Below are 20,115 nucleotides of genomic sequence, written 5' to 3'. Positions count from 1 at the left end.
GTATTGGGGGGGGGAAGTGCGGTACTGGGATTGGTGCTGCCGGGGAAGCAGCGGGGTTGCCCGGGGAGGCAACGGAGGTTTAGGGGATAAGTTCCTGGAGATCGCTAACCACCAGGGTGGCACCGGCGTCCAGGAGCGTCAGCCGCCCTGCACCCCGGTCCACCCCGATAACGGAGTGGAAGGACCCGGCATGTCCTGCCTGCACGCCGGACACGGCGTCTTCCACCACCACGCACTCGAAACTGGACAGGTCCAGCAGCTTGGCGGCGTATTCGTAGGTGGCCGGGCTTGGTTTGCCGGGCAGGCCCTGCTCCGCGGCCACCACCCCGTCCACCACGACGGCGAAGTGCCGGCTGAGTCCGGCGGCCTTCAGTACGGCAGGGGCGTTGCGGGAGGAAGAGACGACGGCGACCTTGAGTCCGCGGTCCAGTGCGGCTTGGAGGAAGCGGACAGAGCCTTCGAACGGTTCGACGCCGGCGCTCACGATGCCATTGAAGACCGCGTTCTTCCGGTTGCCCAGGCCATGGACAGTGTCGTGGGCGGGATCGTCATCCAACGGGCCCTCCGGCAGCGTGATCCCGCGTGAGGCGAGGAAGTCACGTACCCCGTCAAAGCGCGGTTTGCCGTCGATGTGGTCGAAGTAGTCGCTTTCCCGGTAACCGGAAACACCTGGCTGTGAGGCGAGGTAGCCATCGAAAAGTTCCTGCCAGGCCCGCTCATGCACGCTGGCTGTGGGCGTCAGCACCCCGTCCAGGTCGAACAGGATTGCTTTGGCGCCGGTCCAGGCGGCGGTATCAGCTGCAGTTTCTTGTGTCATCGGCGGTGCGGTGTCCTCTCGGTTTGTGGACAGCCGGCCCCGCCGGGCAGCCTGAAGGAGGTTCTGCTGCGCGGCGTGCGCGCAGCATCACTTCCTTGTCCGCCCACTGCAGGACCGATCATGGCCGTAGACGAGTGTAAGCGCTTGCAAATTTCGCTGGCAACTGTTTTTTCTTACCCTCTACTGGAGCGGATACACAGTTAGCCCAGTACGTAATGGCGGAGGAAAGCGCTGACATCCACCATCTCCGTCTTTGACATGGCGTGCCCCATCCCCGGGTAGGTCCGGGTCGTCAGCAGCGTGTTCTGTTCCAGCCACTCGGCTGTATACGCGATGGCGTCCTCGTTAATCACCAGATCAGCCTTGTCCCGCCCCCAAAAGAACGGCGGCTTCACTTCAAAGGAGTCCATGACCGAGAGGAGCTCGTTCTTGAGGACGAAGCCGGACAACCCCACAACAGCCTTGTAGTCCTCCGGATGCAGCCGCAGGAGCGTGGTTGCCATGGCCATGCCCTGGGAATAGCCCATAAGCGTGACACTGCTGTGCTGGTCCCTGACGGAACTGATCCACGCCCGCACGGAGTTCGCTGCGGAAATCACGTCGGCGAAGTCATTTGCCAGGAAGTAGTCCAGCAGGAACCAGCCCCAGTGGTCGCCGATTGGCATAGGAGCACGGAGGGCGGCGCAGGTGAACTCCTGCGGCAGGTAGTCGAAAAGGCGCACCATCCGTGCCTCGTCCGTGCCGTACCCGTGCATCATCACCAGCAAGGGAGTGCCGGAGCGCTGGCCTTCGGGCTTGGACCACACAACTGTTTCCACCGGAACAGCCTACGAGACATGCCCGCCCTAACGGCGCGGTGATTGAATCACGAATCCCCGGAAGGTAGCCTGACGCCTGACAGACAGCAGGCTTAGCTTTTGGCAGTGACGCACCACCCTTCCGTAACGCCCTACCAGCGCCGCGCAGCACGCGGCTATAAGGAGCAAGTCATGAGAATCGGCTCGTCAATCTTCCTCATCGCCCTTGGCGCCATCCTCGCCTGGGCCGTGGCTCCCGGCCTGATCCCCTTCGTGGACCAGCAGCTGGTGGGCTACATCCTCATGGCCGTGGGCGTCATCGGGCTGATCGCTTCCCTTATCCTCGCCTCACCCGGACGCAGCCGCCGCGTAAGCGAGTCCCGCTCCGTCATAGATCCAAACACCGGGGAGCGGATCACCCGCCACGAAAGCCGGGACGGCGGACTCTAACCATCAGCGGTACCGGGGACGGGATTCCGGGAACCCCGGGAACGGCCCCAAGTAACCCGAAGAGCCGGGCTGGACCATATGCGTCCGGCCCGGCTTTTTCGCGCCCCGGCCCTGGTGCCGGGTCCAGATCCGCAGGCCCTGGCGTCCTCCAAGCCTGGAACCGGGGAGAGGAACTCCAGCCCTTACCATATTCGCATCTTGTTTCATGTTGGTTTCCATTGACAAACCAACATAAGCAAAGATAAAGTCAAGTAACTCAACATCAGAGTGATCCAAGTCACGACAGCCACTACGCAACGGAGGGTACGTGTTCGCCGAGGAGCGCCAGCAAAAGATTGCCGAGCTTGTGGCCGGCAACGGCCGGGTCAGCGTGACCCTGCTCGCTGAGCGCTTCAGCATCACCACGGAAACTGTCCGCCGTGACCTTGCCGCTCTGGAGAACGCCGGCACCGTACGGCGGGTCCACGGTGGAGCGGTGGCGGCAGACCGCTTCAGCACCACCGAGGAAAGCGTCACCGAACGGGCCATCCAGCGGCCGGACCAAAAGGTCCGGATCGCCCAGGCCGCCCTCGCCCTGATCCCCCGGAACTCGCCGGCCAGCGTCCTCATGGACGGCGGCACCACCACCGAAGTGCTGGCGGACCTGCTGGCGCGACGCACCGCCGTCGAACCTTCCGACGGAACCGGGCCGCAGCACGAACTAGTGGTTATCACCCACGCTGTGCCCATCGCCAGCAAGCTCTCCAACGTCCCCGGAGTCGCCCTGCAGATCCTGGGCGGCCGGGTCCGCGGACTTACCCAGGTGGCCGTGGGCCAGGCGACGGTGAACGCCGCTGCCCGGATCCGCCCGGACATCGCGTTCATCGGCACCAACGGCATCCATGCCACCTTTGGCGTCAGCACTCCCGATCCTGAAGAAGCAGCCGTCAAGGCAGCCTTCGTCCAGTCGGCCCGCCGCATTGTGGTGCTGGCCGACTCCTCCAAGCTGGACACGGAAACCCTGGTCCAGTTCGCCTCCCTGAAAGATCTGGACACCTTGATCACAGACAGTGAACCCGGACCTGAACTCGCGGCCGCCCTGGAAGAGGCCGGCGTCGATGTGGTGATCGCATGATCGTCACCTTCACGGCCAATCCAAGCCTCGACCGCACGGTGGCCCTCCCCGGCCCCCTGGCACGCGGCGAAGTACAGCGCGCCGTCTCCGTCCGCCAGGAGTCCGGCGGCAAGGGCGTCAACGTCTCCCGCGCCCTGGTGGCATCCGGACTCGAATCCCTGGCCGTCCTGCCAGGCGCGGACAGCGATCCCGTCCTGGCCGGCCTGCGCGAAAGTGCAGTCCCCTTCATATCCCTTCCCATCGACGAGCCGCTGCGCACCAACGTGGCGCTCACCGAGCCCGGCGGCGTGACCACAAAGATCAACGAACCCGGGCCCGTCCTTGCCGCGGACCAGCAGGAAGCCCTCATCAAGCTGCTGCTGGAAAGCTCCCGTGGCGCCAGCTGGGTAGTCCTGGCCGGCTCGCTGCCGCCCGGATTCCCGGACAACTTCTATGCAACGGTGGCCCGTCGGATCCGGGAGGCGGGCAACGGCAATGCGCCGCTGATCGCCGTCGACTCCTCCGGGACGCCCCTCGCCGCTGCCCTCACCGACGCCGGAACCCCCGACGACGGCACAGGCACCAGCGGAACAACCACGGGTTCCGGGAAACCGGACCTCCTCAAGCCCAACGCCGAGGAACTGGCGGAACTGGCCGCAGCCGCCGGGTTTGCCCCGGCATCCGGTGACGAGCTGGAAGCGGACCCGGCGGCTGCCGCCGCCGCTGCAGCCGCCGTCGTACGTTCCGGCGTAGGTGCTGTGCTGGCAACTCTCGGTTCCAAGGGAGCTGTCCTCGTAACGGCCGACGGCGCGTGGCTGGCCACGCACCCGCCGGTCGCCGCGGTCAGCACGGTAGGTGCGGGCGACTCCGCACTTGCCGGCTACCTGCTTGCCCACGGCCGGGGCGCCGCCCCCGCCGACTGCCTTCGTCAGGCGGTGGCCCACGGTGCCGCCGCTGCCTCGCTGCCCGGATCCACTGTTCCGGCAGCAGACCAAACCACCCCGGATGCCGTAACCATCACGGCCCTTCGAAAGGATTGACAGTGACCCAGCTCATCACCACGGACCTGGTCGAGCTCGACCAGAACCTGGGCAACGCCCCCGAGACGGTGATCCGGCATCTGGCAAGCAAGGTAGCTGCCACCGGACGCGCGTCGGAAGTTGACGGACTCTTCGCCGACGCCTTCGCACGCGAACAGAAGACCGCTACCGGCATCCCCGGCGGCATCGCCATCCCGCATTGCCGCTCCGCCGCCGTCACGGTGCCCACCCTGGCCATGGCACGCCTGGACCCGAAGGTTGACTTCGGTGCCAAGGACGGCCCGGCTGACCTGGTGTTCTTCATCGCCGCTCCGGACGGCGCGGACCAGGAGCACCTGAAGCTGCTCTCCAAGCTGGCCCGCTCCCTCATCAAGAAGGACTTCACCGCGGCCCTGCGCAACGCCTCCTCGCAGGCAGAAATCGTGGAGCTCGTGGAAGGCGCCCTGGCCGACAAGCCAGCCGCACACGCCGCAGCCGCCCCGGTTGACGCCGTTCCGGTGGGCGCGAGCGTTGGCGCCGCAGCAGGTGCCGGTGCAGCAGGTTCTTCAGCCTCTGCAGGCGCAAGCGCCGGCAGCACTGCCACGGGTTCAACACCTGCCCGTCCCAAGCGCCTCGTCGCCGTGACCGCCTGCCCCACCGGCATCGCCCACACCTACATGGCGGCCGACTCGCTGGTGGCAGCTGCCAAGGAAATGGGCGTCGACCTGCAGGTGGAAACCCAGGGCTCCTCCGGGGCCAAGGCATTGGACCCCGCCGTCATCGCAGCAGCTGACGCCGTGATTTTCGCCGTGGACGTGGATGTGCGCGGCAAGGAGCGCTTCGCCGGCAAGCCGGTCATCAACGCTCCGGTCAAGCGCGGCATCGACGAGCCGGACAAGATGGTCCAGGAAGCACTCGCCGCGGCAGAGAACCCCAACGCCCACCGCGTCCCCCACTTCGGTGCCGAGGAACAGGCCGAGCACGAGGCTGAGGAAAAGGGCGAGCACATCGGACAGAAGCTCAAGAAGGCCCTGCTCACCGGCGTCAGCTACATGATTCCGTTCGTTGCCGGCGGCGGCCTGCTGATTGCGCTGGGCTTCCTCCTGGGCGGCTACGACATCACCGGCGTCGCTGACAAGGTGGTGGTGCAGAACAACTTCGGCAACCTGCCCGAGGGCGGCCTGCCCATCTACCTGGGCGCCGTAGCCTTCAAGATCGGCGCGCTCTCCATGGGCTTCCTGGTCCCCGCGCTGGCAGGCTACATCGCGTACGCCATCGCTGACCGGCCCGGCATCGCCCCCGGCTTCGTTGCGGGTGCCGTGTCCGGATTCATGGGTGCCGGCTTCCTGGGCGGCATCGTGGGCGGCCTGCTGGCCGGCTACGTCGCCCACCTGATCGGAACCTGGCAGGTTCCCCGCTGGCTGCGCGGCCTGATGCCTGTAGTCATCATCCCCCTGCTCGCCTCGATCGTTGCCTCCGGCCTGATGTTCCTGGTCCTCGGTGGACCCATCGCCGGACTCACCACGGCGCTCAACAACTGGCTGTCCGGCATGACCGGTGCTTCCGCCGTCGTCCTTGGAATCATCCTTGGCCTCATGATGTGCTTCGACCTGGGCGGCCCCGTCAACAAGGTTGCCTACGCGTTCGCCGTTGCCGGCCTGAGCGCCGGCAGCGCCACCAACCAGGCCCCGTGGCAGATTATGGCGACGGTGATGGCAGCGGGCATGGTTCCGCCGCTGGCCATGGCACTGGCCACGGTCCTGGACAAGAAGCTGTTCAGCCTGGCCGAACGCGAGAACGGCAAGGCAGCCTGGCTGCTGGGCGCATCCTTCATCTCCGAAGGCGCCATCCCGTTCGCCGCGGCCGATCCCCTGCGCGTCATCCCCGCCTCCATGCTGGGCGGCGCCCTTACCGGCGCACTCACCATGGCCTTCAACGTGACCTCCCAGGCCCCGCACGGCGGCATCTTCGTCTTCTTCGCCATCGGCAACCTGCTGATGTTCGTCGTCTCGATCATCGCCGGCACCATAGTCAGCGCGCTGGCGGTCGTGGGCCTCAAGCGCTGGGCAGTCAAGAAGACCGTTGATACGGTTGAACCGGTTCCCGCAACCGTCTGAGCCGGCCTAGCCACACACCTCACCGGCCGCTGAACCCTCAGCACGCCGAAAGACAAAGGAGCAAAAATGCCAGAACGCACAGCAACCGTCGCCAGCCGCGTGGGCCTGCACGCCCGCCCGGCCGCCATCTTTGCCGAGGCAGCCGGAGAGTTCGACCTGGACATCACCATCGCCCGCGAAGGCGAACCGGCTGACGAAGCCATGGACGCTGCCAGCATCCTGTCCCTCATGAGCCTGGGTGCCTCGCACGGTGACGTGGTGGTCCTCCGCGCCGAAGGTGCCGGCGCAGACGATGCGCTGGAGCGCCTGGTGCAGATTCTGGAAACGGACCACGACGCCGAGTAGCAGCAACGCTGCCCCAACGCACAAAGCCGGCGGCCGCCGTCGGGCTTCCCCAAGCGGGAACGTCCGACGGCGGCCGCTTGGCTTTAAGCGCCCGGCCCACCTTCAGCGCGCCTCACCCAAGTAGGTCGCATTTGTTGTCGTTTTGACCCCTCAAAACGACAACAAATGCGAGTCAGTTGGGAGGGGCGGGGCGTTGGGTTCGTTCGGCGAGCGCCTTCACGTCCGCCAGGAGCTTGTCCCACATGCCCTTGGAGTGCGCGGCGGCGTCCTCGGTGGGGTTGTTGTCCTGTGCTAACGACAGGCGGGTGGCGCCGCCCAGGTCCTCGAAAGTCCATTCGAGCTTGTGGTAGTTCTCGGGCTTATCCTCCTGGCCGGACAGTGGACTGAAGTGGGTATGGACCAGTTTCCGGCCCGGTTCGACCTGAAGGATCCGGCCTTTGTCCTGGTACGTCTTCCCGTCCCATTCGCCCTGCCACGTAATGGGGCTGTCCACCTTCCAGTCCGTCTCCAGGACGGCCCCGAACATGAACTCCTTCACGGCCGCCGGGTCCGTGATCACCTCCCACACGCGCATGGGATTGGCGTTGATGGTGGTGACGGAGACTGCCACGTGGTTCCCGGCCATGGGTCAGGCCTTCTTTGCCGTGAAGAGCAGGTATTCCCATTCCATCTGGAACGGGACGTCGCCGTGGGCGTCGCCAAAGGAGTCAGCCAAATCGGTGAGGGCCTTGTCCAGCGCCTTGACCCTGTCCTGATCCTCGGCGAGCGACTTATACACCGAAATGATGGGGCCGTAGTGGGACTTGAAATACCTCACGAAGTCCGCGGGCTGGTGGAAGCTTTTGACGGCCAGGTTCTGCTTGCGGGTGCGGACATCAGTGATCCTGTCCCCCAGCAGTTCGCGGACATGGTCCTCGCTCCCCCACAACGGGGCAGGCTGCGCACCGGGCGGGGGCGGCGGCGCGAAAGGCTTCATGACCGCAAACATCTGGCCAATAAATCCTTCCGGCGTCCAGCACAGCAGCCCCAGGGAGCCGCCAGGTTTACAGACCCGAACCAGTTCGTCCGCGGCCGCCTGGTGGTGCGGTGCGAACATCACCCCGATGCAGGACATCACGGCGTCGAACTCCGCATCACCGAAAGGCAGGGCTTCCGCGTCACCTTCCTGCCAGTCCAAGGTGACACCGCGGTTCGCGGCTTCCCGCCGCCCTGCCTCGAAAAGCTCCGGGGTGAGGTCGCTGGCAACCACTTTGGCGCCCATCATCGCGGCCGGAATGGCGGCGTTGCCCGTTCCCGCCGCCACGTCCAGCACCCGCTGGCGCGGCCTAATGCCCGTGGCCTCCACCAGGACGGCGCCCAGTTCCAGGAGCATCTCGTCCGCGAGGGCCGGGTAGTCCCCTGACGCCCACATGGCCCGGTGCTTCTTTTTGAGCTCCCGGTCCGCCTCCACTGCATCGGTCTGCTGGCTCATGCCCGTGCCCCTCTACGTGTCTGGTCCAAATGGGTGACAGCACGCTGTTGGCACAGCGGAGGCTGTGATGCGACTCATTGTGGACGCGATGGAGGCAGCTGTAAAGGTGGGACTAAAGGTGGGCAGGTCAGGCGGGCTTGCGCTCAGGCGGGCTTGCGGGCCCTGGTGGTCTTGGCGGCGGGCTTGGCTGCGGTCTTCGTTCCCGTGGACTTGCTGTCCGCCGACTTGGTGCCGGTGGACTTCGACCCGGCTGTTTGGGAGGCGGCAGGCTTTGACGCGGTCGATTTGGCGGCAGTGGACTTGGTGGCTGCCGTGGACTTCGCGGACGACTTGGCGGGTTTCGCGTCATCCGTGCCGGTCTTCGCGGCCGCCGCCCTGGTGCCGGAAGCCTTGGTGCCGGAAGCTTTGGTCCCGGAAGCTTTGCGGGCCGGCTTGGCTCCCTCGGCTTCCCCGTCCCCGGTGTCGGCTTCATCGGTGTCAGCTTCGTCGTCGGAACTTCCGCCGGCGGAGGCGGCCTCCCCGCCGCCGCGTTTCCGGTCCAGGCTCCGTTTGAGGGCCTCCATGAGGTCGATGACTTCGCCCTTGCCGCCCTCGCCGGCTTCCACGCCGAACGTCTCCTCCGTGTCCAGCGATTCGCCCTGTTCGAGCTTGGCGTCGATGAGCTGGCGAAGCTGCACCTGGTACTCATCGGTGAAGGAGTCGGGTTCGAAGTCGGCAGCCATGGACTCCACCAGCGCCGCGGACATGTCCCGTTCCTGCGCTGAAATCCTGATGTCGGCCTCCAGGGAAGGGAAGTTGGCCTCCCGCACCTCATCCGGCCACAGGAGGGACTGCAGCACCAGCACGTCGTCCTTGATCCGCAGGGCGCCCAGCCGGGTCTTCTCCCGCAGCGCGAACTGGACGATGGCCACCCGATCCGTGTCCTCCAGCGCCCGGCGCAGCAGCACATAGGCCTTGGGCGACTTGGAGTCCGGTTCCAGGTAGTAGCTCTTCTCGAACATCATGGGCTCAAGCTGCTCGGACGGGACGAACTGCACCACTTCAATCTCGTGGCTGTTCTCCGCGGGAATGGACTTGAGCTCATCCTTGGACAGCACCACGGTGCGGCCGTCCTCATCGAACGCCTTCTCGATGTCCGAGTAGTCCACCACCTCGCCGCACACCTCGCACCGGCGCTGGTAACGGATCCTGCCGCCATCGGCATTGTGAACCTGGTGCAGACTGATGTCATGATCCTCAGTGGCGCTGTAGACCTTCACGGGCACGTTGACCAGGCCGAACGCGATGGCACCTTTCCAGATGGCTCTCATTCCTACAGTCAACATCAGAGCGGGCCGGAGGTGAAGCCCCATGGCCGCTAGCAGGGAGCGTGTCCGGGTGGCGGGACGGGAACTGACCCTCACCAACCTGGACAAAATCATCTATCCGGAGACCGGCACCACCAAGGCGGACGTCCTGGCGTACTACGCCGCGGTGGCCCACGTCCTGATTCCTGCGGCTGCCAACCGGCCGGCCACCCGCAAGCGGTGGGTCAACGGAGTGGGCACAGCGGAGAAACCCGGCGAGGTGTTCTTCCAAAAGGAGCTGGAGGATTCGGCCCCGGGATGGCTGCCGCGAGCGGCGATCACGCACAAGGACCGGACCATCCACTACCCACTGGTCAACGACGCGGCCACCTTGACCTGGTTCGGCCAGATCAACTCGTTGGAAGTCCATGTGCCGCAGTGGCGGGTGGACTCGCACGGCAACCAGCTGAACCCGGACCGGCTCGTGCTGGACCTGGACCCGGGCGAGGGAGCCGGCCTGCAGGAGTGCCGCGAGGTGGCCCTCCTGGCGCGCACCATCCTGCAGGACGTGGGCCTGGATCCGGTGCCGGTGACCAGCGGCAGCAAGGGCATCCACCTTTACGCAGCCCTGGACGGGAGCCAGACCTCCGAGCAGATCTCCGCGTTCGCACGGGAACTTGCCCGCGCACTCGAGGCCGACCACCCCGACCTCGCCGTCAGCGACATGAAGAAGTCCCTCCGCAAGGGCAAGGTGCTGGTGGACTGGAGCCAGAACAACGCTGCGAAAACCACCATCGTCCCGTACTCACTCCGGGGCCGGCCGACCCCATTGGTGGCTGCACCCCGGACGTGGGGGGAGATCGACTCGCCCAACCTGAAGCACCTGGACTACCAGGAGGTACTGCGAAGGGTGCGGGACGGCAAGGACCCATTCGCCGCCGTCGTCAACGCTGCAGGTGGTGGGGATGGAGCCGGAGCGCCCAGCGATGACGCCGCCCGGGAGGAAGCGCACGACGGCGATCCGCGCCTAAGCAAGTACCGCTCCATGCGCGATCCCAAGGCCACGCCCGAGCCGTTCGCCGGCCTCCCCGCCGCCGGCAACAGCTTTGTCATCCAGGAACACCACGCCAGCCGGCTGCACTGGGATCTGCGGTTGGAGCATGAGGGCGTCCTCGCCTCCTGGGCCCTGCCAAAGGGCGTTCCCGAGTCCGGCGGGAAGAACCATCTGGCGGTCCAAACCGAGGACCACCCCATGGACTACCTCACCTTCCACGGGACCATCCCGAAGGGAGAGTACGGCGCGGGTGTCATGACCATTTGGGACACCGGCACCTACGAACTGCATAAGTGGATCAACGGCAGGGAAGTCATCGCCACGCTGACCGGCTCCGAAGGCGGCGGGCTGGGCGGCACCAGGAAAATCGCGCTGATCCACACCGGACGGGGCCAGGGCAAGGACGCTGAAAGCCAGTGGCTCATTCACCTCATGGACCAGGAGCAGGCAGGCGGGCGACAGCTGCATGCGGCTCCGGAGGCACAGGCTCAATCCGCTTCAGCGTCCCGGGCGGCGCAAGCGGAGGAGCAGGAAGAGGACGACGGCGGCGCGGTGCCTGGGCAGGAAGCCAAGCCCAAGGCGTCGGCCGGGTCCGCCGCCGGTACCGTTGCGGACCCTTTGGAATACCAACCCATGATGGCGACGTCCGGCACTACGGCCGACCTGCAGGGCAGCTCATGGCAGTACGAACTCAAGTGGGACGGCGTTCGGGCCATCCTGGTGGCCGACAGGGAAACGGTGCGCATCTTCTCGCGCAACGGCAACGATGTGAGCCGCACCTATCCCGAGTTCACGGGCCGGTCCTGCTGGCCGGATCAACCGTTCGTGGCGGACGGTGAGATCATCGCCGTCGGCCCCGGTGGGCGGCCGGACTTTGGCCTCCTGCAGGGCCGGATGAAGCTCACCCGGGCCGCCGACGTCGCCAGGGCCCGCACCGCGATTCCAGTCCAGTTGATGCTGTTCGACCTCCTTTTCGACGGCGGCAAGGATCTCCGCCGCCTGCCGCTCAGCAAACGCCGGCAGCGGCTCGAGGAGTTTTTTGAGCCGTCCGACTGCCCGGTGGACCTGTCCATGGTGCTGGCGGAGTCCGTTGAACTCCTCATGGAAAGCGCGCAGGAGCTTGGCCTTGAGGGCGTGATGGCCAAGAGGACCGACAGCCGCTACGTCAGCGGCCAGCGGACCCGGACCTGGATCAAACTCAAGACTGAACAAACCCAGGAAGTGGTGGTGGGAGGCTGGCGTCCGGGAAAGGGAGGCCGCCAGGAGACTGTTGGATCACTGCTGGTGGGCATTCCCGATGGCGACAAGCTGCAGTACGTGGGCCGCGTCGGCTCCGGCTTCAGCACCCGCGAACTCACGGAACTGCGGCAAACCCTGGAGCGGCTGGGCCGGAAGAGCTCACCGTTCCACGAGGTCCCCCGCCCCGACGCGGCCGACGCCCACTGGGTGGCACCGGAACTGGTGGGCGAAGTGACCTACAGCGAATGGACTGGACCTGGACGGCTGCGGCATCCGCGGTGGCGGGGCTGGCGTGTGGACAAGGACCCGGCGGACGTGGTCCGGGAAAGCTGACAGCAGGGTTTTCGACGCGGACGTGGATCGGCGACGCGCAAATTACCTGGCGCGCTCATATTCTGAGGGCGCCAGGTAATTTCAGTGTCGACACGGCCGGTGCCCGTCGCCATGCTGCATCCAAACGCTCGTTGGCAGCTGCGCCCGCACCCCAGTACCTATGAGGAGTGCGGCATCTGCGGGCGGCCGGTGCGGTGCACCGCCGTCACGGCTGCCTCGTGGCCCATCCGCCCATGTCCGGAAGCGCGGTCCTTGGGATGGCGCCGCTTCCCCAGGCCATCCGGCCATCCGCCCTGCTGCGGCAACTGAACGCCGCCGACTGCTGCGGGGCCCGGGGCTACCGGCACATCCATAGCCGCCGCTAGGTGGTCCGCGACCTCGGGCTTGATGTGGAACTGGTTGGACTCTTCACCCATTGTGGTTCTTCCCTTCTTCCCTCGTTCTTCCTTGAAACGGAACGCCAACGAAAACGCCCGGGCGCGCGCAGGTTACTGCCCGGAAAGAAGTGTGTTCATCGCTCTACCATAGGCACCCCCGAGGCGCCTGTGAACCCCCTCCGAGTACGGTGGCCGCAGTCACTTTCCCGGCTGCAACCGCCGCAAAACCGGCGCCGGAAGGAACCAAAAACAAAAATTTTCGGTAACGATGCCTTTGATCAGCCTGCTTCCCAGTAATGACGCGGGAAAAGCCGGGGAAAAATATCCAGGATGGAACCGGTTCCGGGGGCCTAAACGGCCGTATCCTAGGCCATTTGGCGAGCCGACGATACCGATCTCCCGTAAAATTGAAGGCCTGCCCAGAGCGGGGCAGCTACAAGTCGCAAGCAAATGACCTCCACAGGAGTTGCCCAAATGCCCACAGACCGAAGCAGGACCGACTCTTTCGCAGGCGCCACAAACGCCGGCGGAACCTACCCCGCAGCCGCCACGGCTGCCAAGAAGCCCAGGCTGCTCCCACGCCGCCGGCTCAAGGAATCCGATGTCAACGTGGTTGACCAGCCGATGCTTAAAAAGGCACTCGGCGGAACCATCGTGGGCAACACCATGGAATGGTACGACGTAGGTGTCTTTGGCTACCTCATCACCACCATGGGGCCAGTGTTCCTTCCCGAGTCGGATCCCACCACGCAGACGCTGTTCCTGCTGGGGACCTTTGCCGCCACCTTCATCGCCCGTCCTTTGGGCGGCGTCATCTTCGGTTGGCTGGGCGACAAGATGGGCCGCCAAAAGATCCTGGCCACCACGCTGATGATCATGGCAGCGAGCACCTTCGCCGTCGGCCTCCTGCCCGGGTACGCCCAGATCGGCCTGTGGGCAGCTGCACTGCTGGTGCTCCTTAAGGTCATCCAGGGCTTCTCCACCGGCGGCGAGTACGCCGGTGCCACCACTTTCGTCAGCGAGTACGCCGCCGACAAGCGCCGCGGCTTCTTTGCCAGCTTCCTGGACCTGGGCAGCTACCTGGGCTTCGCCATCGGCGCCGCCCTTGTGTCCGTCCTGCAGCTGACCCTGGGCCAGGACACCATGGAGGACTGGGGATGGCGCATCCCGTTCCTGGTGGCCGGCCCGCTGGGCCTCATCGCCGTCTACTTCCGGAGCAAGATCGAGGAATCGCCGCAGTTCCAGGCCACCCTTGACGCCCAGGAAGAGCACGCCAAGAACGCGTCCGCTGGTGAGACCGCCCAGGCCAAGGGACCTGTGGGAATCGTCAAGGCCTACTGGCGCCCCATCATTGTCGCCATGGTTGTGGTGGCCGCCGCCAACACTGCCGGTTACGCACTGACGTCCTACATGCCCACGTACCTGACTGAATCCAAGGGCTACGACGAGGTGCACGGCACGCTGCTGACGATTCCCGTGCTGGTCATCATGAGCCTCTGCATCCCGCTGACGGGCAAGTTGTCCGACCGGATCGGCCGCCGTCCCGTGCTCTGGATCGGCGCCGTGAGCACCATCGTCCTGGCCATCCCGGCCTTCCTGCTGATCGGCATCGGACAGATCTGGTCCACCCTCGCCGGGCTGACCCTGGTTGCCTTCCCCGTGACGTTCTACGTGGCCAACCTGGCCTCCGCCCTGCCGGCCCAGTTCCCCACGTCCAGCCGCTACGGCGCCATGGGGATCGCCTACAACTTCGCCGTGGCCATCTTCGGCGGCACCACCCCCTTCATCGTGGCCGCGCTGATCGGCGCCACCGGCAACGACATGATGCCCGCCTACTACCTGATGGCCACCTCCCTGGTAGGTGCCATTGCCATCTACTTCCTCAAGGAATCGGCAAACCGTCCCCTCCCCGGATCGATGCCGAGCGTTGACTCCGCGGCGGAGGCAAAGGAACTGGTGGCAACCCAGGACGAAAACCCGCTCATCAACCTGGACGAACTGCCGTTCGACACCCACGACGGCAACGATCCCCAGGCACACCGCGGGGTTCCGGCCGGCGCCTAGTTCCAGCTGGACACAGTTCCATCGGGACACAGTTCCAGCCGGGCTTAGTTCCAGCCGTCCGCCGGGCGCTCTTGTAGCCCACGCTCACGGGCCCGTCCCGCGTGCCTCCTTGGGGGAAGCACGGGGGACGGGCCTTTGCGTGCCTGCCGGATGTCAGAATATGACCGCCCTCAATGGAACTCTGCCCGAGGCCGGTGATACGTTCCGAAGGGCACAGCGGCTGCGACAGGCCACGAATGGCGCCACAACAAAACAGGACAGGTCAGGTACATGAAGCGCGTAGTGGAGCAGGTCCGTGCGCTCCACCGGCTGGAACCCGCCACCGGTGACCACCTTGCCGCACTCCGCGTGGCAATCAGCGTCGCCGTTCCCTCGCTGCTCCTGCTGGTACTGGGCCGCACAGACCTGATGATCTACGCCGTGTTCGGAGCCCTCACCGGCATGTATGGCCGCTCCGAACCCCACCAGTTGCGCCTCCGCCACCAGGGACAGGGCGCCTTGGTGCTGCTCAGCGGCGTGGCCGTGGGAGTGACGCTGTCCATCAACCACATCCACTCGTGGTGGCTGGTGGCCGTGGAAGCCACCCTGGCAGGAGTTGGCTCGGTCTACGCTGACCGCGTGCGCCTGAAACCGAACGGTCCCTTCTTCGGAATTCTTGCCCTTGGCGCCTGCGCTTCCGTTCCCACCGTGGTCCCCTGGTATGCCGCCATGTTCATCGCCTGCGCATCGTCCGTGTTCTCCATCCTGATCGGCTTCAGCGGCTGGGTGCGGCGGAGGTCCTGGGAACCCGGCGCAACCAGGAGCGTGCCGTCCCGTTCGTCGGCCCGGCGGCGGGAACTGTCCGTCCACGCTGCCCGGTACGTGCTGGCGGTGGGTGCCGCGGGGACGGCGGGTGTCATCAGCGGCACCGGCCATCCGCATTGGGCCATGGCGGCAGCGGCAGTGCCGCTCGCCGGCGCAGACCTCCCCAGCAGCGTCCGGCGGGGCGTCCACCGCATCGTGGGGACGTTCGTGGGGCTTGCGGTCACCGCCGTCGTCCTCCTGCCGGAGCCCTGGGCACTGGCCGGCCTCTACCCCCCACTCCTCGAGCCCGTACACCGGGCCGCTGTGCTGGCCCTGCTGGTGATCCTCTTCCAGTTCGCCACCGAGTTGTTCATGACCAGGCACTATGGCCTGGCCATGGTTTGGTTCACGCCGGTCATCCTGCTGATGACCCAGCTGGCCGCGCCCATCGAGCCGGGGGTCCTGATCCTTGAGCGGGCGGTGGAGACGCTGGTGGGCGCACTGCTGGGGATCCTGGTGGTACTGGCTGTGCGACGCCCCGGCTCCCGCACCGGAAAGGCCCTGCCGGGGCTTAAGCGCGGCTCCGCGTCCTTACTTAGGCTTCCGGGCCGGTCCGGCCAGTAGGCGCGCCGGAGCAACTCTGGCCACGGCGGCCACCGCCTTGTAGCGCTTGGACGGGATGGAGACTGCCTTCCCGCGCTCGTTGTCCGCAAGGCCTTCGCTGACCACCCGCTCGGCCCGAAGCCAGGTCCAGGAGGGGGCCACGGACTTGTCCATCCCCATCCGGTCGTGGAACTCGGTGTGTGTAAAGCCGGGGCAGACAGCCGTCACCTTGACGCCATGCTTGCGGTAGGCGAGGTTTGCCCACCGGCTGAAACTCAGCAACCAGGCCTTCGCTGCCGAGTAGGTGCCGCGCGGCAGGAACGCCGCCACGCTGGCCACGTTGATGATCCTGCCCTCCCGGCGTTCCAGCATGCCCTTCAACGCTGCGTGGGTAAGCAGCATGGAGGTTTCGGCATGCAGCTTCAGGTGCTTTTTCTCCTCCGCCGGATGGTTGTCCTCAAAGTTGTGCAGCAGGCCGATCCCGGCATTGTTCACCAGGATCCCCACCGGCCGCGTTGCGTCCTCAAGGCGTTCGACGACGGCCGCCACGTCGTCGTCCCGGGTCAGGTCGGCGGGAAGCACCTCAACCGTGATGCCGTACTGCCGCCGGAATTCTTCTGCTGCTTCTGCAAGCCGGGACGCGTTGCGTGCCACCAGGACGAGGTCATGCCCCTGGGCCGCAAGCTGCTTGGCGAATTCATGGCCGAGCCCTGCGCTGGCCCCGGTGACGAGTGCTGTTGTTCGGGTGGTGGATGGCGTCATGCTGCAAGCCTAACCAGCAAGGCGGCAGGATGGACCGTCGCTCGCGCACCATGACCGCTACGCCGGAACCCCTGGGGCCCAGGTTGCCATGAAGGGGAAAAGGACCAGCAGCAGGTTGTTGCCGGTTTTGCCCGTGGTTTTCCTGCTTTTCTGGCTCGCCTGGCAGTGGCAGCGCTATGGCGGATGTTGCGATTCCCCAAACGTAACTTGTGCAACATTTAGTAAGCATGCTTTGCTTACGGGGATAGATGAACCTCCGCAAGCAGTTCGCGGCGGGGTTGCCAACGCTGGCGGCTCCGTGAAAGAAGCCCAAGGAAGAACATAATGACCACCGCATTGGAAGACCAGCTGGCAGCGTTTGGGGAGCGCACTGAGGCAGCTGGAAATGTCATGACCGCCACCGTACCCGTGGACGCAGGGCTGCTGTTGACCCTCAACTCACGCATGCATTGCCGCACGCCGATGCAGCGCGTTGACCACGACGAGCTGCCTGTCCGGCAGCCCGTGTACGTTGACGGAAACTCCATCGTTGCCCTGCGGCCGGGATCCGTCCCGGAGAGCGTGGTCACCTACCGCTGCGCCTGCGGCTTCACCATCGATGACCCCGGGACCGCCATGGCGGTCAGCGGCGAGGCCCTCGCCAGCTAACCGGCCCCTGCATGGCCCTGAGGGCCCCCGCCAGCTCACAGCCGGCGGGGGCCTTGCCGGTTGCTGACGGCAGCCGCACTGGCAAGGCCCGCAACCCCAAAGCCTGGGGCGGCCAGGGCCCGAACCTGGCAAGCCCGGCGACCTACTGCCCCGCAGGCACCCTGGCTGCTTCAACCTCCCGGCGCGTGTCCGCCAGGACCAGGTCCGCATTGATGGCCTCTGCCGCGCGAAGGCCGGCGGCAGCGGCGGTCATCACCTGCGCTGAAACATCCGTGGCGTTGCCGGCCGCCCATACGCCCGGGCAGGATGTTCGGCCACTGTCATCGGTTTCCAGTCGGGTCCCCGGGCCTTCCTGGAGGGCGGCCGGCTCCAGCCCCAGTCGCTGGAGCATGTTGGCCTTGCTCACGGTGGCGGGGCTGACCACCAGCACGTCCAGGCCCACCGTGGCGCCGGAGTCCAGGATGGCGCCGCTGAGCCGGTCGTCGCGGACATCCAACTCCCGGACCTTTCCCTCCACTACCTGGATGGAACGGGCTGCCAGCTGTTCTGCCTGGCCCGCGCTGAGTTCCAGGGCGTCGTTGAGCAGGATGGTCACGTCTGCGCTCCACTGCCGGAACGTCAGGGCCTGCAGGACGGAGTGGGAATCCGCGGCCAGCACGCCGATCTTCTTGTTCCGGATTTCCCATCCATGGCAGTAGGGGCAGTACAGCACGTCCCGGCCCCAGCGGTCGGCCACGCCCGGAAGCTCCGGCAGCTCATCCACGATTCCGGAGGCGATCAGGAGGCGGCGCGCAGTCCGCGTGGAGCCACCGTTCATGGCCAGGATGAACTGGTCTTCTCCACGGCTGGCCTGCCGGACGAAACCTGAAGTCATCGCCCCGCCATACCGCGCCAGCTCTTCGCGGCCGGCGGCAAGCAGGTCCCGCGGGCTCATTCCCTCCCTGCTGAGGAATCCGTGAACGCTCTCCGCCCCGAGGTTCCGCTGTTCGCCGGCGTCGATCACCACCACCGAGCGCAGTGCCCGCGCCAAGGCTACCCCGGCACTCAACCCCGCCGGTCCCCCGCCGATCACTGCCACATCGAATACGTCGTCCTGGTGTTCCGCCATTCGTAAGGCGTACCCGGGGCGGCCCGGGGACTAACCGTTTCGGGGCACCACGGCTCAGGAAATAAGGCGTGGGAGATAAGGAAGGCCCGATGGGGTCACCCGGCGGACTTCAGCTATCCGCCGGCCAGTCAACGAACTGTTCGTAGCCTTCATGCTTGCGGAGGTAGCCGGAAATGAACGGGCAGTGCGGGATGATTCGCTTGCCGGTGGCCACTACATCGTCCAGGGCGAAGTGCGCCAGGACCTTCCCCAGGCCTTTGCCGTCAAAGTCCTGGCCGGTCTCGGTGTGGGTGAAATCAATGTGCCCGGGAAGGTCGCGGAAAAAGGCCTGCACCGCAAGCCGGCCATCCACGAGGAGTTCGTACCGGTGCTGGGCGTCATTGCGCCGCAGCGATACATTGGCGGTGAACTTGTCCTCCGCGGACGCGGTGTTCTCGGTCATGGTTCGACACTGGCACTACTTCACCCCGCTGGCAATGCCCCTCCTCCCCCTCTTCCGCCGGTCACCCAGCGGGACGCCACCGAGCAGAAGGGTCGCCACGAAGAAACAGACAGCGCCTGCTGCGAGCAGTCCCAGTGACAGTCCGTTAAGGGCGGCGTCCGCAACGGGGATGAAGACCACCACGACGCCGGCCCCCGCCAAGGCGGGCCGGCAGCGGAAGGCGTGCATCGCCGTCGTCCGTTCCTCCAAATGGCCAAAGGCCGCCACCACCGGCAAAAGCAGGAGGACCAGCGCAAGGACAACCAGGGGCCGGGACCACCACCAGGCGGCCGTGCCGGAACCGGGTTTGGGGATCGGGGCCAGGAGCAGCAGCCCGGACATGCCTGCCAGAAGCGGCAGGTGCCACAGGTACACGGTCAGGGACCTCGCCCCGGCCAACGCCAGCAGCCGGCTGATCCAGCCCACTTCGGCCAGCTGCACCAGGAACGGCCGCGCCAGTTCCATCACGGCCAACTGCGCGACACCCAGGATCACCAGGGTCAGGTTTGGCGGGTTGAGGTTGACCAGCATGTTTCCCCGATACAGTCCCAACCCGGTCACCAGGCCCAGCAGCAGGTGTGCCGCCATGGCGACGCCCAGCAGCCCCGAGCGGGAAAGGCGGGAAAAGCAGCCGTCGGCAGCCAGGAACCCCAACTGCTGGACCGCGCACCACACGAAAACCAGGTTGGCGTTGGCAAGGTCAGGCAGGGCGCCCCGCAGGCAGTCCACAACAACCACCAGCCCGGCGAGCAGGCCGAAGGTCAGCCAGGGGGCCCGGGCATGCAGCGCCGCCAGGACCGGGATGTTCAGCTGCGCCGCGAGGTACGCAGCGAGGAACCACAGGGGCATGGCTGCGCCGGCGGCAATCAGTTGGATTACCTGCTGGTCCACGCCGAGCACGCCTGCCACGGACAAGCCCGCTACCATCGTGGCAAGCAAGGCTGTTGCCGGGCGGACCAGGCGCAGGAGCCGGGCGCGGACGAACTGTGCCGCCGTGCCGCCGCATGCCTTAAGCCGGCGCCAGGACTGCAGTCCGGTGATGCCGCCGGTGACGAAGAACAGGGGCATGACCATAAAGATCCAGATGACGGGCTCGAACCAGCGCTGATCACCCAAGGTGTTTTCTGTGGTCACCGTGCCGTCCGGGTGCAGGACCGGGCTGACCATCATGGAGTGCCCCACCACCACCAGCGCCAGGCAGATCAAGCGCACAAGGTCGATGGCCGGATCACGGTTCGCCGTGTCCGGCACTGAATCTGACCCCCGCC

19 protein-coding genes are annotated in these 20,115 nt (G+C 66.1%); 9 read left to right on the top strand and 10 right to left on the bottom strand.

The annotated features are described in order from the left end of the window. Window positions 1-79: 79 nt before the first annotated feature. Together LFT44_RS01850 and LFT44_RS01845 are read right to left on the bottom strand one after the other, a co-directional pair. Window positions 80-817 carry an HAD family hydrolase gene (locus tag LFT44_RS01850; protein WP_236800778.1) on the bottom strand — a complete coding sequence of 246 codons (738 nt, stop codon included), beginning with the start codon at window positions 815-817 and terminating at the stop codon, window positions 80-82. A gap of 200 nt (window positions 818-1,017) precedes the next feature. Continuing rightward, the gene (locus LFT44_RS01845; protein WP_236800777.1) at window positions 1,018-1,635 is read right to left on the bottom strand and encodes an alpha/beta hydrolase; all 618 of its coding nucleotides are present in this window, start codon (window positions 1,633-1,635) and stop codon (window positions 1,018-1,020) included. Window positions 1,636-1,806: 171 nt separating this feature from the next. Here LFT44_RS01845 and LFT44_RS01840 point away from each other — a divergent pair, with 171 nt between their 5' ends. From LFT44_RS01840 to LFT44_RS01820, 5 genes are all read left to right on the top strand, one after another. Beyond that, on the top strand, window positions 1,807-2,064 hold the full coding sequence (locus LFT44_RS01840; protein ID WP_236800775.1) for a DUF6458 family protein: 258 nt from the start codon (window positions 1,807-1,809) through the stop codon (window positions 2,062-2,064). A 307-nt stretch (window positions 2,065-2,371) separates the two neighbouring features. Then, window positions 2,372-3,178, top strand: coding sequence for a DeoR/GlpR family DNA-binding transcription regulator (locus LFT44_RS01835; protein ID WP_236800774.1), 807 nt, complete (start codon window positions 2,372-2,374; stop codon window positions 3,176-3,178). Next, window positions 3,175-4,197, top strand: a complete 1,023-nt coding sequence (locus LFT44_RS01830) for a 1-phosphofructokinase family hexose kinase (RefSeq protein ID WP_236800772.1) — start codon at window positions 3,175-3,177, stop codon at window positions 4,195-4,197. Before LFT44_RS01835 ends, LFT44_RS01830 begins: the two co-directional genes overlap by 4 nt. A gap of 2 nt (window positions 4,198-4,199) precedes the next feature. Continuing rightward, window positions 4,200-6,293, top strand: coding sequence for a PTS fructose transporter subunit IIABC (locus LFT44_RS01825; protein ID WP_236800771.1), 2,094 nt, complete (start codon window positions 4,200-4,202; stop codon window positions 6,291-6,293). A 66-nt stretch (window positions 6,294-6,359) separates the two neighbouring features. Beyond that, window positions 6,360-6,638, top strand: a complete 279-nt coding sequence (locus LFT44_RS01820) for an HPr family phosphocarrier protein (RefSeq protein WP_015935750.1) — start codon at window positions 6,360-6,362, stop codon at window positions 6,636-6,638. A gap of 172 nt (window positions 6,639-6,810) precedes the next feature. On the opposite strand, the gene LFT44_RS01815 is transcribed toward LFT44_RS01820, so the two are convergent. The 3 genes from LFT44_RS01815 to ku form a co-directional block, all read right to left on the bottom strand. Beyond that, window positions 6,811-7,263: an SRPBCC domain-containing protein gene (locus LFT44_RS01815; RefSeq protein ID WP_236800770.1), complete on the bottom strand. Its 453-nt coding sequence runs from the start codon at window positions 7,261-7,263 to the stop codon at window positions 6,811-6,813. A 3-nt stretch (window positions 7,264-7,266) separates the two neighbouring features. Continuing rightward, on the bottom strand, window positions 7,267-8,109 hold the full coding sequence (locus LFT44_RS01810; RefSeq protein ID WP_236800769.1) for a class I SAM-dependent methyltransferase: 843 nt from the start codon (window positions 8,107-8,109) through the stop codon (window positions 7,267-7,269). Window positions 8,110-8,252: 143 nt separating this feature from the next. Further along, window positions 8,253-9,419, bottom strand: coding sequence for a non-homologous end joining protein Ku (gene ku, locus LFT44_RS01805; RefSeq protein WP_236800768.1), 1,167 nt, complete (start codon window positions 9,417-9,419; stop codon window positions 8,253-8,255). A 40-nt stretch (window positions 9,420-9,459) separates the two neighbouring features. Between ku and LFT44_RS01800 the strand changes: the two genes are divergently transcribed. Then, window positions 9,460-12,021 carry an ATP-dependent DNA ligase gene (locus LFT44_RS01800; protein WP_236800767.1) on the top strand — a complete coding sequence of 854 codons (2,562 nt, stop codon included), beginning with the start codon at window positions 9,460-9,462 and terminating at the stop codon, window positions 12,019-12,021. A gap of 158 nt (window positions 12,022-12,179) precedes the next feature. Here the strand turns inward: LFT44_RS01800 and LFT44_RS01795 are convergent, their stop codons facing one another. Further along, window positions 12,180-12,437: a hypothetical protein gene (locus tag LFT44_RS01795; protein WP_236800766.1), complete on the bottom strand. Its 258-nt coding sequence runs from the start codon at window positions 12,435-12,437 to the stop codon at window positions 12,180-12,182. A gap of 435 nt (window positions 12,438-12,872) precedes the next feature. On the opposite strand from LFT44_RS01795, the gene LFT44_RS01790 reads away from it, so the two are divergent. Further along, window positions 12,873-14,462 carry an MFS transporter gene (locus LFT44_RS01790; protein ID WP_236800764.1) on the top strand — a complete coding sequence of 530 codons (1,590 nt, stop codon included), beginning with the start codon at window positions 12,873-12,875 and terminating at the stop codon, window positions 14,460-14,462. Between the two features lie 270 nt (window positions 14,463-14,732). Continuing rightward, window positions 14,733-15,869, top strand: coding sequence for an FUSC family protein (locus LFT44_RS01785; RefSeq protein ID WP_236800763.1), 1,137 nt, complete (start codon window positions 14,733-14,735; stop codon window positions 15,867-15,869). On the opposite strand, the gene LFT44_RS01780 is transcribed toward LFT44_RS01785, so the two are convergent. Continuing rightward, entirely contained in the window at window positions 15,837-16,610 is a 774-nt protein-coding gene (locus LFT44_RS01780; protein ID WP_236800762.1) for an SDR family NAD(P)-dependent oxidoreductase, read from the bottom strand. The two genes, LFT44_RS01785 and LFT44_RS01780, sit on opposite strands and share 33 nt — an antisense overlap. 324 nt (window positions 16,611-16,934) lie before the next feature. On the opposite strand from LFT44_RS01780, the gene LFT44_RS01775 reads away from it, so the two are divergent. After that, window positions 16,935-17,258: a hypothetical protein gene (locus LFT44_RS01775; protein ID WP_236800761.1), complete on the top strand. Its 324-nt coding sequence runs from the start codon at window positions 16,935-16,937 to the stop codon at window positions 17,256-17,258. 142 nt (window positions 17,259-17,400) lie between these two features. Here LFT44_RS01775 and LFT44_RS01770 read toward each other — a convergent pair whose 3' ends face one another. The 3 genes from LFT44_RS01770 to LFT44_RS01760 form a co-directional block, all read right to left on the bottom strand. Then, complete coding sequence (locus LFT44_RS01770) at window positions 17,401-18,366, bottom strand: NAD(P)/FAD-dependent oxidoreductase (RefSeq protein WP_236800760.1); 966 nt, start codon at window positions 18,364-18,366, stop codon at window positions 17,401-17,403. 109 nt (window positions 18,367-18,475) lie between these two features. Further along, on the bottom strand, window positions 18,476-18,808 hold the full coding sequence (locus LFT44_RS01765; protein WP_236800759.1) for a GNAT family N-acetyltransferase: 333 nt from the start codon (window positions 18,806-18,808) through the stop codon (window positions 18,476-18,478). 15 nt (window positions 18,809-18,823) lie between these two features. After that, the gene (locus LFT44_RS01760) at window positions 18,824-20,098 is read right to left on the bottom strand and encodes an acyltransferase family protein (protein ID WP_236800758.1); all 1,275 of its coding nucleotides are present in this window, start codon (window positions 20,096-20,098) and stop codon (window positions 18,824-18,826) included. Window positions 20,099-20,115: the final 17 nt, after the last annotated feature.

Origin of the sequence: Arthrobacter sp. FW306-05-C, from assembly GCF_021801725.1 — a bacterium.
Taxonomy (GTDB): Bacteria; Actinomycetota; Actinomycetes; order Actinomycetales; family Micrococcaceae; genus Arthrobacter.
The sequence above is the reverse complement of the archived record's forward strand: the minus strand, read 5'-3'. Positions and strand labels throughout refer to the sequence as shown.

Bases quoted from the DNA above. Each gene is read 5' to 3' on its own strand.
- LFT44_RS01850 (WP_236800778.1), bottom strand. From the start codon at position 817: ATGACACAAGAAACTGCAGCTGATACCGCCGCCTGGACCGGCGCCAAA.
- LFT44_RS01840 (WP_236800775.1), top strand. From the start codon at position 1,807: ATGAGAATCGGCTCGTCAATCTTCCTCATCGCCCTTGGCGCCATCCTC.
- LFT44_RS01830 (WP_236800772.1), top strand. From the start codon at position 3,175: ATGATCGTCACCTTCACGGCCAATCCAAGCCTCGACCGCACGGTGGCC.
- LFT44_RS01820 (WP_015935750.1), top strand. From the start codon at position 6,360: ATGCCAGAACGCACAGCAACCGTCGCCAGCCGCGTGGGCCTGCACGCC.
- LFT44_RS01815 (WP_236800770.1), bottom strand. From the start codon at position 7,263: ATGGCCGGGAACCACGTGGCAGTCTCCGTCACCACCATCAACGCCAAT.
- LFT44_RS01810 (WP_236800769.1), bottom strand. From the start codon at position 8,109: ATGAGCCAGCAGACCGATGCAGTGGAGGCGGACCGGGAGCTCAAAAAG.
- ku (WP_236800768.1), bottom strand. From the start codon at position 9,419: ATGAGAGCCATCTGGAAAGGTGCCATCGCGTTCGGCCTGGTCAACGTG.
- LFT44_RS01800 (WP_236800767.1), top strand. From the start codon at position 9,460: ATGGCCGCTAGCAGGGAGCGTGTCCGGGTGGCGGGACGGGAACTGACC.
- LFT44_RS01795 (WP_236800766.1), bottom strand. From the start codon at position 12,437: ATGGGTGAAGAGTCCAACCAGTTCCACATCAAGCCCGAGGTCGCGGAC.
- LFT44_RS01790 (WP_236800764.1), top strand. From the start codon at position 12,873: ATGCCCACAGACCGAAGCAGGACCGACTCTTTCGCAGGCGCCACAAAC.
- LFT44_RS01785 (WP_236800763.1), top strand. From the start codon at position 14,733: ATGAAGCGCGTAGTGGAGCAGGTCCGTGCGCTCCACCGGCTGGAACCC.
- LFT44_RS01780 (WP_236800762.1), bottom strand. From the start codon at position 16,610: ATGACGCCATCCACCACCCGAACAACAGCACTCGTCACCGGGGCCAGC.
- LFT44_RS01775 (WP_236800761.1), top strand. From the start codon at position 16,935: ATGACCACCGCATTGGAAGACCAGCTGGCAGCGTTTGGGGAGCGCACT.
- LFT44_RS01770 (WP_236800760.1), bottom strand. From the start codon at position 18,366: ATGGCGGAACACCAGGACGACGTATTCGATGTGGCAGTGATCGGCGGG.
- LFT44_RS01765 (WP_236800759.1), bottom strand. From the start codon at position 18,808: ATGACCGAGAACACCGCGTCCGCGGAGGACAAGTTCACCGCCAATGTA.